General features: G+C 44.2%; 13 protein-coding genes. 10 read left to right on the top strand and 3 right to left on the bottom strand.

From position 1 onward, the window contains the following. Window positions 1–6 precede the first annotated feature (6 nt). Window positions 7–1,410, bottom strand: a complete 1,404-nt coding sequence (locus AC13CK_RS12395) for an amino acid permease (protein ID WP_425878847.1) — start codon at window positions 1,408–1,410, stop codon at window positions 7–9. Window positions 1,411–1,729: 319 nt separating this feature from the next. Between AC13CK_RS12395 and AC13CK_RS12400 the strand changes: the two genes are divergently transcribed. Beyond that, window positions 1,730–3,076 (top strand): alanine/glycine:cation symporter family protein, encoded by a 1,347-nt coding sequence (locus tag AC13CK_RS12400; RefSeq protein ID WP_482831233.1) that lies wholly within the window; start codon window positions 1,730–1,732, stop codon window positions 3,074–3,076. Window positions 3,077–3,171: 95 nt separating this feature from the next. On the opposite strand, the gene AC13CK_RS12405 is transcribed toward AC13CK_RS12400, so the two are convergent. Further along, complete coding sequence (locus AC13CK_RS12405) at window positions 3,172–3,576, bottom strand: hypothetical protein (RefSeq protein ID WP_425878844.1); 405 nt, start codon at window positions 3,574–3,576, stop codon at window positions 3,172–3,174. Between the two features lie 174 nt (window positions 3,577–3,750). On the opposite strand from AC13CK_RS12405, the gene radA reads away from it, so the two are divergent. The 6 genes from radA to AC13CK_RS12435 all read left to right on the top strand — a co-directional run bounded on the left by radA (window position 3,751) and on the right by AC13CK_RS12435 (window position 9,531). Beyond that, window positions 3,751–5,142 (top strand): DNA repair protein RadA, encoded by a 1,392-nt coding sequence (gene radA / locus AC13CK_RS12410; protein WP_310076941.1) that lies wholly within the window; start codon window positions 3,751–3,753, stop codon window positions 5,140–5,142. A gap of 118 nt (window positions 5,143–5,260) precedes the next feature. Next, on the top strand, window positions 5,261–6,265 hold the full coding sequence (locus AC13CK_RS12415) for a Tim44 domain-containing protein (protein WP_004731819.1): 1,005 nt from the start codon (window positions 5,261–5,263) through the stop codon (window positions 6,263–6,265). 223 nt (window positions 6,266–6,488) lie between these two features. Continuing rightward, a complete protein-coding gene (locus tag AC13CK_RS12420; protein WP_425878842.1) occupies window positions 6,489–6,845 on the top strand; it encodes a hypothetical protein in 357 nt (118 codons plus the stop codon). A gap of 1 nt (window position 6,846) precedes the next feature. After that, entirely contained in the window at window positions 6,847–8,580 is a 1,734-nt protein-coding gene (locus AC13CK_RS12425; protein ID WP_425878840.1) for a PepSY-associated TM helix domain-containing protein, read from the top strand. Continuing rightward, window positions 8,577–8,915, top strand: coding sequence for a DUF3325 domain-containing protein (locus AC13CK_RS12430; RefSeq protein WP_180086270.1), 339 nt, complete (start codon window positions 8,577–8,579; stop codon window positions 8,913–8,915). Before AC13CK_RS12425 ends, AC13CK_RS12430 begins: the two co-directional genes overlap by 4 nt. A 97-nt stretch (window positions 8,916–9,012) precedes the next feature. Then, entirely contained in the window at window positions 9,013–9,531 is a 519-nt protein-coding gene (locus AC13CK_RS12435; protein ID WP_180086272.1) for a tetratricopeptide repeat protein, read from the top strand. Window positions 9,532–9,566: 35 nt separating this feature from the next. On the opposite strand, the gene AC13CK_RS12440 is transcribed toward AC13CK_RS12435, so the two are convergent. Further along, on the bottom strand, window positions 9,567–10,595 hold the full coding sequence (locus AC13CK_RS12440; protein WP_224215610.1) for a DUF4917 family protein: 1,029 nt from the start codon (window positions 10,593–10,595) through the stop codon (window positions 9,567–9,569). Between the two features lie 223 nt (window positions 10,596–10,818). On the opposite strand from AC13CK_RS12440, the gene ahcY reads away from it, so the two are divergent. The 3 genes from ahcY (at window position 10,819) to AC13CK_RS12455 (ending at window position 13,966) form a co-directional block, all read left to right on the top strand. Beyond that, window positions 10,819–12,201, top strand: coding sequence for an adenosylhomocysteinase (gene ahcY, locus AC13CK_RS12445; protein WP_004645731.1), 1,383 nt, complete (start codon window positions 10,819–10,821; stop codon window positions 12,199–12,201). A gap of 180 nt (window positions 12,202–12,381) precedes the next feature. After that, window positions 12,382–13,218 (top strand): methylenetetrahydrofolate reductase [NAD(P)H], encoded by an 837-nt coding sequence (metF, locus tag AC13CK_RS12450; protein WP_005103921.1) that lies wholly within the window; start codon window positions 12,382–12,384, stop codon window positions 13,216–13,218. A 37-nt stretch (window positions 13,219–13,255) separates the two neighbouring features. Beyond that, complete coding sequence (locus tag AC13CK_RS12455) at window positions 13,256–13,966, top strand: 16S rRNA (uracil(1498)-N(3))-methyltransferase (RefSeq protein WP_005103922.1); 711 nt, start codon at window positions 13,256–13,258, stop codon at window positions 13,964–13,966. The last annotated feature ends 177 nt before the right edge of the window (window positions 13,967–14,143 follow it).

The following is a 14,143-nucleotide window of genomic DNA, read 5'->3' on the forward strand; positions in this document are numbered from 1 at the left end:
TAAGGTTTATTTATGTTTCTGTTTATAGAAACCAAAATAGCCAATGATTAACAGGATAAACCAGATCGGACTGATCATCAGTGCCTGGCGGGTATCCTCTTCCAGCGCCAAGACCACGATCATGCTTAGGAAGAAAATAATCACGACCCAACAAGTCACTAAACCACCTGGCAACTTAAAAGTTGACTTTGCATGTAGTTCTGGACGTGTTTTGTAATACACGATATAGCTCCAGATAATGATGATCCAGACACAAATAAACAGAATCGTGGATAAAGTCGTTGCCAAGGTAAAGGCCCGAACGGTATCCGGAACAAAATACTGAAGTGCTGCACCCAGCAACAAACACACGGCAGAAAAATACAGGGCATTTGCAGGCACTGCGCGACGGTTCAAGCGACCAAAGGCAACCGGTGCCTGCTCTTCACGCGACAGACCAAACAGCATACGGCTGGTCGAGAATACGCCACTGTTCATCGATGACATCACCGAGGACAATACCACCAGGTTCATGATAATCGCAGCCGCTGCAATGCCAGCCTGACTGAACAGGTTTACAAAGGGCGAAACATTCGGGTCAATCTGGTTCCATGGAGTTACTGACATCACAATGAGCAGTGCCAATACATAGAAAATAATGATACGGATCGGAATAGAGTTCACCGCTTTTGGCAGGTTCTTTTCCGGATCTTTGGTTTCAGCCGCGGTAGTCCCCACCAGTTCCACCCCCACAAAGGCAAAGATGGCAATCTGGAAACCGGCCAGGAAGCCCATGGCACCCGTTGGGAACAAACCGCCATGCTCCCAGATATGACTAAAGGATGCGACCGTACCAACATCATTGGTAAAGCCAGTAAACACCATCCACAGACCAACAGCAATCAGCACCACAATGGCGATAATTTTGACCAGGGCAAACCAGAATTCCATTTCACCAAACAGTTTTACCGTGACCAGATTCAGCCCCATGATAAACACAATCGCGGCAACACTGATCATGACGCCTTCTTCAGGGCTAAAGGGCAAACCATTATTGAAGAATTGCAGATAATAAATAATGGCTGACAGATCTGCAATCCCGATGGTGATCCAGCACAGCCAGTAGGTCCAGCCAACAAAGTATCCGGCCCAAGGCCCGATCAGATCCGTGGCAAAATCAATAAATGATTTATATTGTAAATTGGAGAGCAACAACTCACCCAATGCACGCATCACCAGAAAGACCATAAAACCGATGATCATATAGATCACCAGAATCGAAGGACCTGCGAGACTGATGGTTTTACCCGAACCCATAAACAGGCCGGTTCCGATGGCGCCCCCAATGGCAATTAACTGTAGGTGCCGATTGGACAAACTCCGCTTTAATTCACCGTGCTCTGCCGACGAATTGTTATGTTTTTCTGACATTATTAATTACAACTTTGAGTTTTACTCGCGACAAATTAACGTAAAAAATGCTGAATACAAAAATAAAATTTGCATCATTTGTATTTCCTGATTAATTGAAGAAGTTAATTTATTTTTCTTATATCGCTCTACGGTTACACTTCTGCTTTATTTTTGACCTGTGATATTCCAGTAATTTCTTGTCAAATTTTTAAAACTGTGTAAAAAATAGAACACTATTCAGTCAATTTATGCATTCAGGATGAATGTATCTGGCATAGCAATTGCTTTTTAATCAATACCTCGAACTACACAGACATGGATCAATAAGAAGAATTTTATGCAAAATTTACAAAGTTTAATGGAAACTTTAAGCGGCTGGGTCTGGGGCCCTTATATGCTGGTACTAATTGTTGGTACCGGGATCTTCCTTACCTTTCGTTTATTGTTCTGGCAGTTCCGCATGTTGCCTTTAGCCTTTAAACAGGTCTTTGGCAAGCACCCTGACCATTCAGGGGACATTTCCCAATTCGCCTCATTGATGACCGCACTCTCTGCCACGATTGGTACCGGTAATATTGCCGGCGTAGCCACTGCCTGTGTCCTCGGGGGTCCGGGCGCCGTGTTCTGGATGTGGATGACCGCCCTGTTTGGTATGGCCACCAAATATGGCGAAGGTGTTCTGGCAGTCAAATACCGAGTCAAAAATGAAAAAGGTGAAATGTCGGGTGGTCCGATGTACTTCATCGAGCGTGGTCTGAAATGGAAATGGCTGGCACTGATTTTTGCCTTGTTCGGGACACTGGCTTCTTTTGGAATCGGCAGTTCAGTACAGTCGAATACTGTAGCACTGGCGGTTGAAAACAGCTTGGGCATCGAAACCTGGATGACCGGTATCGTCATTACCGCCTTTTCAGCACTGGTGATTCTCGGCGGAATTCAAACCATTTCTCGCGCTTCTTCAGTAATTGTTCCAGTTATGGCCCTGGGCTATGTTGCAGGGGGAGTGACGATTATCATCAACAATCTGGAGTTAGTCGCTCCAGCCCTGAAAATGATCTTTACCTATGCCTTTACCGGTGAGGCTGCTGTAGGTGGTGCGATTGGCGCAGCGATTCGTTATGGTGTAGCGCGTGGAGTATTCTCCAACGAAGCCGGTATGGGTTCTGCACCGATTGCGGCCGCAGCAGCGAAAACCGATCATCCGGCCCGTCAAGGTCTGGTGTCTATGACTGGTACCTTTATTGATACGATTATCGTCTGTTCGATTACCGGTATTGTACTGGTGATGGGTTATATCATGGCCGGCAACTCATTCGGTGACCAGACCGGCGCAGTATTGACCATCAGCGCGTTTGACAAACTGTTGCCTGGGATCGGCGGCTGGATTGTGACCCTCGGGATTATTTTCTTTGCTTATTCCACCATCTTGGGTTGGAGCTACTATGGCGAGAAATGTGCCACTTATTTGCTCGGTGAGAAGTTTGTGCTGCCCTATCGCATTATTTATATCGCTTCGGTATTTATTGGCTGTGTGGCGACCCTTGATCTGGTTTGGCTCTTCGCCGATACCTTTAATGGGCTCATGGCGGTTCCAAACTTAATTGCACTATTGCTTTTATCCGGAGTGATTGCCAAGGAATCGAAAGACTTTATTGCAAGACGTAAATCTGGTGAACTTTATTAATTGATAAGCTATTTAATTACTCAACTTAAATAGTAAAGAGCCACGTCAATCGTGGCTTTTTCTGCTTAATCTTTTCCATTTTTCATTATGAAAATTTAGCAACGCAAACCACCCCATTGTGGTACTTTGCTATCAGACTCGAGTTCAAGCGCCAGAGCCAAAGAAAGAACAAAAAACTGAATGCCTTCAATTTTCATATTGCCCTGTTCATCTTCCAGATACTCACTCAGTTTTTGATAGGTTTTATGATGCAGATCAAAAGGTACATCCAGATAAAGCCCACCCAGGTAGATTTCACTATGGACGGTTTGATCCACACCTAAACACGGCATATACACAATCCCCTGTTGCTCTAGCCAGCCGATTAACATTTGGCGAACCGAGTTTGCATCCCGATCTGGATGTACATAATGATCAAAATGCACAAATAACACATCACGGTTTTTTTCACGTGCGATCGCATCAATATGTTTGAGCAATTGTGACAAGATCTGTTCCATTCCAGCATAACAAGATGGGCATTATAGACGGCGTTGACGCACAGCATTCAAATCAGCATAAATAAAAACGACAAGACTTGTCGTAAAAACCATGATTTTTCAGGTGAAAGACTTGGTTTTCGATGGCATTCACCGCTATGCTGTCACTCAATTTCAATCGCTTCATCTTCAAATATGGCTAAAGCAAAAAGTGTGTATCGTTGTGAACAATGTGGTGCCGATCATCCAAAATGGTCGGGGCAGTGTTCTGAATGCGGGGAATGGAACAGCCTGGTTGAGGTGACCATTGCACCGGCAGTAACGCATCGTGCACAGCCAAAAATTGGTGGTGGATACGCAGGCCAGGCGTCCAGCATCACGACTTTAAATCAGGTCTCAGTCTCTCATGAAACCCGTCTGCCGACGGGGATCAATGAATTTGACCGGGTTCTGGGTGGCGGACTGGTAACAGGTTCCGTCGTTCTGATTGGCGGTGATCCCGGAATTGGTAAATCGACTATTTTGCTGCAAACAGCCGCGCACATGGCTTCTGCCAAAAATTCGGCCTTATATGTCACCGGTGAAGAATCCTTGTCTCAGGTCGCGCTACGTGCCCAGCGTCTGGATCTGCCGACCGATCAGCTCAAAGTTATGGCCGAAACCTGTGTTGAACGTATTTGTGAAGTATTGGCCCAACAACGCCCTGCGGTGGCTATTCTAGACTCTATTCAAACCCTGTACACCGAGACCTTACAATCTGCACCAGGTGGTGTCTCACAAATTCGTGAATCAGCGGCCTTGTTGACCCGTTTTGCCAAAAATAGTGGCACGTCTTTGTTTCTGGTCGGTCATGTAACCAAAGAAGGCGCACTGGCCGGCCCACGTGTACTGGAACATATGGTGGACTGTGTGCTGTATTTTGAAGGCCAGTCGGATTCACGTTACCGGATGATCCGAGCGGTCAAAAACCGTTTTGGTGCGGTCAATGAGCTCGGTGTGTTCGGCATGACCGATAAAGGTCTGCGCGAAGTGTCCAATCCTTCAGCCATCTTTTTAAGCCGTTATGATGAAGCGATTCCCGGTTCGATTGTAATGATCAGCCGCGAAGGTACGCGCCCGCTACTGGTTGAGGTTCAGGCACTGGTCGATGATGCGCATGGTCAGCCACGACGCGTAGCGCTTGGTTTGGATCAGAACCGTCTAAATATGCTCCTTGCAGTCATGCATCGGCATGGTGGTGTGCAAACCTCCGGCCAGGATGTGTATGTCAATATTGTCGGTGGATTGAAAATTACCGAAACAGGTTCGGATCTGGCGGTACTTCTCGCCTGCGCTTCCAGCATTCGTGGCAAAGCCTTACCGCAACAGCTGGCGGTTTTTGGGGAAGTCGGACTGTCTGGAGAGATTCGCCCTGTGCCGAACGGTCAGGAACGGCTAAAAGAAGCGATTAAACATGGTTTTAAATACATTATTGTCCCTCGCGGCAATGCACCGCAAAAATCCATCGAGGGCGTGCAAATTATTGCAGTTGCGCGTTTACATGAAGCCTTGAGCGAGGCAATGGCGCTGAGTGATGAACTCAATTAACTGTAAACCGGCTCATTTCGTACAAAGAGCAAAAAAATACAGATTTTTGATTGAAATTCCACACAAAGCCTATATAAATAGACTGTACAAACAGGTTTTATTCTCATAGGAAAAATGAATGGAAGTTCGACAGCGCGGTTTGATCACAGGTATCTTGACAGCAGTTTTATTGGTTGCGCCTTTTGCAGCTGAAGCAAAACGTGCCGGTGGCGGTAAAAGTCACGGCATGCAACGTTCTGCACAACCTACTCAATCTTATCAACAACCTCGTCAAGCTGCGCCTGCTCAACAAGCGCCAGTTGCCGGTGCTGCAACCCAGCAAAAATCCGGTCCGGGTGTCGGCGGCATGGTTGCCGCGGGTGTAGCCGGTGCTGCGATTGGTGCAGTTGCTGCCAATGCCTTGGCGGATGATCAAAGTGTAGCAGCATCTGAAGCTCAGGCTGCTCAAGCCGAAGAGGAAAAAGGTGGTATTCCAGGCTGGATCTGGATCCTTCTTGCTGCTGCTGTTGCCTTCTTCATTTTCCGTAAGATGGGCGCAAAAAAAAAAGTAGCTTCTAACCCATACGCACCAAATAGCGGTGCTGGTAATACAGCACCTTTTGGTCAGGCACCGACTGCACCTCGCGGTGGTGACAGTACCAATATTTTTGGTCAGAATGTGGGTGGTCAAACGTCAAGCAACAATGCTCCGTTCGGTTCTGCTCCGGTAAATAACGCGCCTTTTGGTGCAGCTTATACCCAAAGTGGCAGCCAGTTACCGGATGGTACTGAACCTGCAGCATTCTTGCGTGTAGCGCGTCAGCGTTTTAACCATATTCAGTCCATGAATACAGCAAGCAACATTTCTGAAATTCAGCGTTATCTGACTCCTGAACTTTATCAGTCAATGTATAACGACATCATGAGCAATCAGGATCAGGATGTTGCCGAGTTTTCAAATCTGAATGCGATGGTCGTCGACTCATCGACTGACAATGGCCAGTATATTGTCAGCGTACGCTTTACAGGTACGGTAAGCGAAGACTTAAACAGCTTGCCGCAACCGTTCGCAGAAATCTGGCATTTCACCAAACCAGCAGGTTCAAATCAGGACTGGGTGGTTGCAGGTATTCAGCAAGACTAATCGTGAATAAATGAAGTTTAGACAGCGGCCTTCGAGCCGCTGTTTTTATTTTCAAGCCTTACATTTTGATCTTTTTTAATTCCCTTCCCCCTCTCTTTTTTAACCTAACTTCCAGTTTTACTTATTTTTCATATAAATAGTTCAACAACCCATATTTAAAATCTAAACAATAATTGTTATCATTATCATTAATTAATTCATAAGTTTGTAAATAGAATTTTCGATGATGAATAGTCCGAATATGCAAGCCATAGCGACTGGAACAGTTACTGCACCGAAACCATCAAGCAAAAATAAAGTCAAAGCAAATATGCTGGCTTATCGTGGGATGATTTTATATCGCTTTATTCTGGCGGGTGCTGGCGGTTATCTACTGGCTACACTGGCAACGATCTTGATTGCCCAGCTTTTTATCGACAGTGGAAGCAGTGCAGCCATGTCCGCCACCCTGATTGGCTTTAGCTTGAATGCTGCTGCATTTATCTGGGTATTTATTGTGAATAAGACGCTCAAAGCTACGCTCGGGATCGCGATTCCCGGTGTTTTACTCTATATCGCCTATAAGCTTTTAGGAAATTGAGATGAGAGTAGATGCAAAACCCGAAGGTCCACGCCAGTCGATGTCGTGGTTGCATACTTGGGCCAGTCTGATTTTAGGCTGGCTTTTATATGCGATTTTCTTGACCGGAACCTTAAGCTTTTTCCAGAACGAAATTACCGTCTGGATGAAACCGGAATTTCATCAATCAGTTCCACCAAAGACTCAAATCGAACAAACCCGTGTGGCACTGGCTTATCTGCAACAGCACCATCCGGATGCTGGCAGCTGGGCAATCCAGCTTCCTAACTCACGCCAAAACACTACCACCCTGACTATTCGTAGTGCCAGCGAAGATCCGCGTGCCCGTCGTGGCGGTACCCGCGTGACGATTGACAGCACCACGGGGGAAGTTTTGCAAGCGCGTGAAACACGTGGCGGTTCATTCTTATACCGTTTCCACTTTGAATTATATGGTTTGCCAAGGATCTGGGCACGCTGGATTGTCGGCGTTGCGACCCTGCTCATGCTGGTGGCAATCATCAGCGGTGTCATTACCCATAAGAAAATTTTCAAGGATTTTTTTACTTTCCGTCCCGGCAAAGGTCAGCGTTCATGGTTGGATGCACACAATGCTACTGCGGTATTTGCCCTGCCCTTTCACATCATGATTACCTTCAGTGGCTTATTATTATTGCTTTTTACCCTCATGCCCTGGGGCGTAAACCAGATTTATGAAAATCGTGGTGCTTTCCTTCAGGATCAACGTAAGAGTTTGGTTCAAGACAACAGTATTCAGGCTGAATCCCGTGAAACCCATAGTGAGAGCAAAAAACGTCGACCGCAAGCTGAGAGAGAAAATCGTGGCGAGCGCGGTGAAATGTCTGCACGCAGTGAAGGTCGCCGCTCTCGTGATGAAATGCAAGCTGCACCTCCTGCACCGTTAACCGATCTAGCTCCGATCTTGGCAACAGCCGAAAAAGAATGGAAAAATAATCCGGTGGGTATGATAACTATTATCCAGCCAAATACCGTAAAAGCAGAAATTGAGCTTCGTGCCTTAAACGGAGTCAGCGTAGCTTATCGCAATGTTTATCCGAGCCTTGCTTTTAATGGCGTAACAGGTGAATTAAAGCCAGATCAAACCACACTGAAAATGCCTTCAATCGCAAATGGTATTTATAATGTATTCACCACATTGCATGAAGCACGTGGCGTAGATCTGGCGTTACGCTGGTTATTGTTCATGTCAGGTGTGGTGGGTACCTTGATGATTGCCACCGGCTTGATTCTATGGTGTGTCAAACGTGCACCACAGCAACAGAAACAAGGCTATAAATCGTTTGGTTATCGTCTTGTGGAAGTCACCAATATCGCTGCCATTATTGGTTTACCTGTTGCCTGTGCTGCCTATTTCTATGCCAACCGTTTTATTCCGGCAGACATGGAGATGCGTCTGAACTGGGAAATTCGTAGCTTCTTTATTGTCTGGTTGCTGACGTTGCTGTATGCCATGATTCGCAGTCATCGACAAGCTTGGCTAGAGCTTCTCATGCTTGCAACTGGGACATTTGCCTTGCTCCCAATCGTCAATTTTCTGACCGGCGGTCAGGCGATCTGGAACACCATTATGCATGGTCAATGGGTCATTGCTTCTTTTGATCTAGCGATGTGGGTGCTTGCGATCTTGTTCTGGTTTTCATTTAAAAAAGTGAAAAACCATAAAGGCTTGTCGCCTAAAAAAGCCAAGGTTGCTCTCAAGGAGAATCAGTCATGATGTTTTTCTTACTGATTTGGGCTTTAACTTCACTGGGTTTCTTTGCGCTTGCAACGTCGATGTCCAAACATCAAAAACAAATTTTTGACACAGAACTCAACCCTGCAAAAACACAACTTGCGACTATTCTCGGTTGGGTATTGCTCATACTCGCCCTGATTCTGTGCCTGTGTACAGGAGCTATCAGCAATATGATCAGTTACTGGCTGGGTAGTCTGACTTTTGCAGCACTGGTGGTCGGCTTAAGCCTGAGTTATCTGGCAAGTAGAATTAAAGTGATCGTAATGTTCTGTGTGTTCATCGCCTCGATCTCAGGGATTCTTTGCTTGATCTAATCATTTGATTGACCAATCTCTTTAAAAAGCTGACTTTCGGATTGGCTTTTTTGCTTTAAACCTTTTAGTCTACACACAATATTTTTGAGATGTTGATATGACCCAGCGTGTTTCTCCCCCTGCTGCCCTGACCAATCTTGCCTTAGCCGGCAATGCTGAAGCGCAATTTGAACTGGCTGAACTGTATATGCAAAGCGAGCATGATGATGACATCATTCTTGCTGAAGAATGGGCGTTGAAAGCTGCCAACGGCGGGCTGGTGGATGCAATGTACTGGTTAGGTGAAGGTTATACCGTTTATGCCAAAGAGTTAGCAGAAAAAGATCCTGAAGAATCCAAAGCTCACTTTGAGTTAGCCTATTACTGGTTAAGCAAGGCCAATATCGAGAAGCACCCTGCTGCGACTTTGGAGCTGGCAGGTTTTTACCGTCGTGGCGATGTAATTGAAAAAGACGTCGAAAAATCGATTGCTTTGGTAAAACAGGCTGCGGAATGGGGCGAAGTTCAGGCGATGCGTGATCTTGCATTTATTTATGCCAATGGTTTAGGCGTAGATGGCAATGAAGAACAGGCTGAGTTCTGGACTCAAAAAGCAGATGCTGCTGAAGCTAAATAAGTAAAAAAAAGCCCATCAGATGATGGGCTTTTTTTTTAAGGATTATTCCAACAACCTGAACTTTGGCTGTCAAAAAATTCTATTTCGATATTTGGAGCTACTTTTTCATTTTTTATAAGCCGATAAATTCGATGGCACTCTTCCTGATTATTTTGAAATATAGAAATAGCCACCTTACCTGATTGTTTATTCTTAAATATCTGCTTTACCAAATGTGATTCCTGCTTGCCTAAGCTCCAGCCATAAATGACTAAATTAGCTTTTTGAGTTATTAAATCTGGTAGAACTTCATAGAAAATAGTACTCAAATAGGAACTACTTTTTATAGATTCAAGCTTTTTAGTTCCCGTACCCTCGGCAACAAATAAAGGAATTTTATTATCTTCCCATTGTGAAGTAATAACTTCTAACAAACCCTCAAAATCCCCTCTTTGAACTTTAGTTTCGGTATTTTTTGCATCTCTGAAAATAGATAAATTACCATGTTGATAAAGACTCAAAGTTACTTCTTTTTCCTTACGAATAGGATTTCTCAAATCTTGCCAATTATTTCTAAATAACCCGCTACCTTGAAAACAATCTTTAAATCTATGCCCATCTTCATTTCTATTTCCATACATTAAAATCCAATACAGGATTAAATCGTAATTAAGGGAGACTACTGTTCTAAATTGTTTTGTAAATTGATATAGCTGAGGTAATTGATCCGCGATATCAGAATGTTCACAATGAACTTCCTTCACCACTTTAATAAGAGCTTGTTTTATATTTTCGTAAGCTGAATCAAGTTTTTGATCAACTATTCCCAAATGCTTATTTATTAACTTCGCATGCCAAACCAATCGTAAAATTAATTCAAAATCAGATGTATCAAACTCAATAAAAAGTTTAGATATATCATCATTAAAAAGTCTTAATTTTTCAGCCTCTTCTTTTAAAGAATCAAAACGAAATTTTTGATGCAAAGCAACACTCGCCCCATTACCAATAATTAAATTGCCATTCTCATAATTATCCTTAATTTCAGCCCAGTCTTTGATTGCATACTCAAAACCATCAGTCATAGTTTATTCTCAAAATTTTCTTATTAGTCAGATATTAATCAATTTAGGATTGGAACAAAATCAATTTCCAAGTACAATACTGCGCTAGTCGAGGGATGCTGCGACGTTTTACAGGCACTAAATGTAAAATCGCTAGGCTCGACCATCGGTCAGACATTCGTTCTGATCAACAACGGCATCCGCGAACAGAACGATCCAATCTATTTTTTCCTAGGAGATCCTGATGAACGCGGTTACTGCTTCATTTACAGATTACAAAGTTGCTGATATTTCACTTGCTGATTACGGCCGTAAAGAAATCAAACTTGCTGAAGCTGAAATGCCAGCCCTAATGGGTCTGCGTAAACGCTACTCGGCAGCAAAACCGCTTGCAGGCGCGAAAATTCTCGGCTGTATCCACATGACCATTCAAACTGCCGTTTTAATTGAAACGCTGGTTGAATTGGGTGCAGAAGTTCGCTGGACTTCATGTAACATCTTCTCGACTCAAGACCATGCTGCTGCTGCAATCGCTGCTGCGGGCATTCCTGTATTTGCTTGGAAAGGCGAAACTGAAGAAGAATACATGTGGTGTCTTGAACAACAAATCAATGTAAATGGCACGCCTTGGGATGCCAACATGATTCTTGACGATGGCGGTGACTTAACGCTACTTGTTCATGAAAAATATCCAGAAGTGATTGCAAAAATTCACGGTGTAACTGAAGAAACAACGACAGGTGTTCAACGTCTGTACGAAATGCTTCGTGATGGCACTTTAAAAGTTCCTGCAATCAACGTAAACGATTCAGTAACCAAGTCTAAAAACGACAACAAATACGGTTGCCGTCACTCACTGAACGATGCAATCAAACGTGGTACAGATATGCTTTTATCTGGCCGTCGTGCACTTGTGATCGGTTATGGTGACGTAGGTAAAGGTTCTGCGCAATCCCTTCGTCAAGAAGGCATGATTGTACGCGTAACTGAAGTTGATCCAATCTGCGCAATGCAAGCATGCATGGACGGTTACGAAGTTGTATCTCCATACAAAAATGGCGTGCAAACTGGCAAGAAAGAAGACATCAATGTTGACCTTCTTCAAAACACTGACCTTATCGTAACTACAACTGGTAACTACCACGTATGTGACGCTGCAATGCTTGATTCATTAAAAGCTGGCGCAGTTGTTTGTAACATCGGTCACTTTGATACTGAAATTGATACAGCTTACCTACGTGGCTACAAGTGGGTTGAAGTTAAACCTCAAGTACACCAGGTGTATCGTTCAGAAAATGAAAATGATTACCTGATCCTTCTTTCTGAAGGCCGTTTGGTGAACCTTGGTAATGCGACTGGTCACCCATCACGTATTATGGATGGTTCATTTGCCAACCAGGTATTGGGTCAAATGCATTTATTCGCTGAGAAATTTGCTGATCTTCCAGAATCTGAAAAAGCTGCACAAATTCGTGTAGAACTTCTTCCTAAGAAATTAGATGAAGAAGTTGCTGCTGCGATGGTTGCTGGTTTCGGTGGTGTCTTGACTCAACTGACTCAAGAACAAGCGGATTACTTAGGCGTTCAAGTTGAAGGTCCATTCAAATCTGATGCTTATAAATATTAATACCCCTCACCCCATCCCTCTCCCTTAGGGAGAGGGTGACCATCCAAATTATTTTCAATGAAGTTTTAATGACTTCAAGTGAAAAAAATATGGGCTTAAACCCTGTATAATTCAGTAATGAATTCTCCTCTCCCTTTGGGAGAGGTCAGGGAGAGGGTGATAAGTAAAAAGGATTTGAACATGTCTAAACAGATTCCAATTTCATTTGAATTCTTCCCGACCAAAACTGATGTAGGTGCGGAAAAACTCAAAGTTGTGCATCAAGAGCTACAACTCTTAAATCCAGAGTTCTTCTCTGTGACCTATGGTGCTGGTGGTTCCACTCGTGAACGCACCCTGTCTACTATCAATGACTTTAATGGCAAAGGCGCACCTGTTGCCCCTCACTTGTCTTGTATTGGCGATGACAAAGCACGTATTGCTGAACTTCTAGACCTGTACAAATCTCAAGGCATTAACCGTATTGTTGCCCTGCGTGGTGACTTGCCTTCAGGCCAAGTGGGTTTGGGTGAATTACCTTATGCAGCTGATCTGGTTCGCTTTATCCGCGAACATTCAGGCGATCATTTTAAAATTGAAGTCGCAGCTTATCCGGAAATGCATCCACAGGCAGAAAGCTTTGACAAAGACATTCAGCACTTTGTTGAAAAAGTTCAGGCCGGTGCCAATGCTGCTTTAACCCAGTTCTTCTTCAATCCAGATGCTTACTTTTACTTTGTAGATCGTATCCAGAAAGCAGGAATCGATATTCCGGTTGCGCCAGGCATCATGCCAATTACCAATTCCAGCAACCTGATTCGCTTTGCTGATGGTACCGGTGCTGAAATTCCACGCTGGATTCGCAAGCAACTGGCAACTTATGGTGACGATACTGCCAGCATTAAAGCCTTTGGCCATGAAGTTGTGGTTAAATTCTGTGAGCGTCTACTTGCAGGTGGTGCGCCAAGCTTGCATTTCTACACCATGAATACTACTGACCCGACCCGTCAGCTGGTCACCGATCTTGGTTTAGCTTAAGTCCTTTATTTCACCGATTTTTTGAGTAGAACGATCAATGCCACGTTTTTATATAGATGCTGATTTAACTATTGATGTCAGCCTTGAGCTTACGGAAACTGTATTTCATCATTGGGTAAAGGTTTTACGCGCGCAAGTCGGTGAAAGCGCGACCCTGTTCAATGGACAGGGTGGCGAATATGACGTGACTTTAACCGAGGTTGATAAAAAATCAGCCACCGTCTCGGTCAATGCATTTAATCCTGCCAATCGCACACCAAAGTTCCAGGCTTTGCTCGGTCAGGTGATGAGTAAAGGCGACCGTATGGATTATGCGATTCAGAAAGCAGTCGAACTGGGCGTTTCCGAAATTCAGCTGCTGACTTCGGATCGTTGTGAAATGCGTTTAAAGTATGATCGCGACCAGAAAAAGCTGGATCACTGGCAAGGCATTGCTATTGCGGCTTGTGAACAATGTGGTCTGAATATTGTTCCTAAAATTTTAGCGCCCATATCACTTGAAAAATGGCTGGATACTGAACTACCCAACACCAAACTGGTTTTGGCACCCAATAAAGATGAAACAGATGTACTGGCAGAGGCGACCTTGGATCTTGTCCTATTGATCGGCCCTGAGGGTGGCCTGAGTGAGGCGGAAATTAGTACCGCAAATCAAAAAGGTTTTCTCAACTGGTGTATAGGCGAGCGTGTCCTGCGTACCGAAACCGCTCCTGTTGTTGCTCTGTCAATTTTAAATTATGTGCTTTAATTCATCGGATGAGTAAAAATTTGCCTTTAATTTTGTTGATTTTTATTTTCAAGGCATCTAATCTCGACTAAAGAATAACAAATACTTATTAATTGATTTCACACACTTCTTGGAGTTTCTATAATAACAATGTACAAGGACGAAAACCGTTTAGGATGAATACAGGCATTGAATCAC

The sequence above is a fragment of the Acinetobacter sp. L-24 genome (assembly GCF_056857555.1).

What these genes read in the sequence shown, in the direction of transcription:
- AC13CK_RS12435 (WP_180086272.1), top strand. Translation starts at nt 9,013, where the DNA reads ATGACCCAGCGTGTTTCTCCCCCTGCTGCCCTGACCAATCTTGCCTTA.
- metF (WP_005103921.1), top strand. Translation starts at nt 12,382, where the DNA reads ATGTCTAAACAGATTCCAATTTCATTTGAATTCTTCCCGACCAAAACT.
- AC13CK_RS12420 (WP_425878842.1), top strand. Translation starts at nt 6,489, where the DNA reads ATGATGAATAGTCCGAATATGCAAGCCATAGCGACTGGAACAGTTACT.
- AC13CK_RS12425 (WP_425878840.1), top strand. Translation starts at nt 6,847, where the DNA reads ATGAGAGTAGATGCAAAACCCGAAGGTCCACGCCAGTCGATGTCGTGG.
- AC13CK_RS12440 (WP_224215610.1), bottom strand. Translation starts at nt 10,595, where the DNA reads ATGACTGATGGTTTTGAGTATGCAATCAAAGACTGGGCTGAAATTAAG.
- AC13CK_RS12430 (WP_180086270.1), top strand. Translation starts at nt 8,577, where the DNA reads ATGATGTTTTTCTTACTGATTTGGGCTTTAACTTCACTGGGTTTCTTT.
- AC13CK_RS12395 (WP_425878847.1), bottom strand. Translation starts at nt 1,410, where the DNA reads ATGTCAGAAAAACATAACAATTCGTCGGCAGAGCACGGTGAATTAAAG.
- AC13CK_RS12405 (WP_425878844.1), bottom strand. Translation starts at nt 3,576, where the DNA reads ATGGAACAGATCTTGTCACAATTGCTCAAACATATTGATGCGATCGCA.
- AC13CK_RS12415 (WP_004731819.1), top strand. Translation starts at nt 5,261, where the DNA reads ATGGAAGTTCGACAGCGCGGTTTGATCACAGGTATCTTGACAGCAGTT.
- ahcY (WP_004645731.1), top strand. Translation starts at nt 10,819, where the DNA reads ATGAACGCGGTTACTGCTTCATTTACAGATTACAAAGTTGCTGATATT.
- AC13CK_RS12455 (WP_005103922.1), top strand. Translation starts at nt 13,256, where the DNA reads ATGCCACGTTTTTATATAGATGCTGATTTAACTATTGATGTCAGCCTT.
- AC13CK_RS12400 (WP_482831233.1), top strand. Translation starts at nt 1,730, where the DNA reads ATGCAAAATTTACAAAGTTTAATGGAAACTTTAAGCGGCTGGGTCTGG.
- radA (WP_310076941.1), top strand. Translation starts at nt 3,751, where the DNA reads ATGGCTAAAGCAAAAAGTGTGTATCGTTGTGAACAATGTGGTGCCGAT.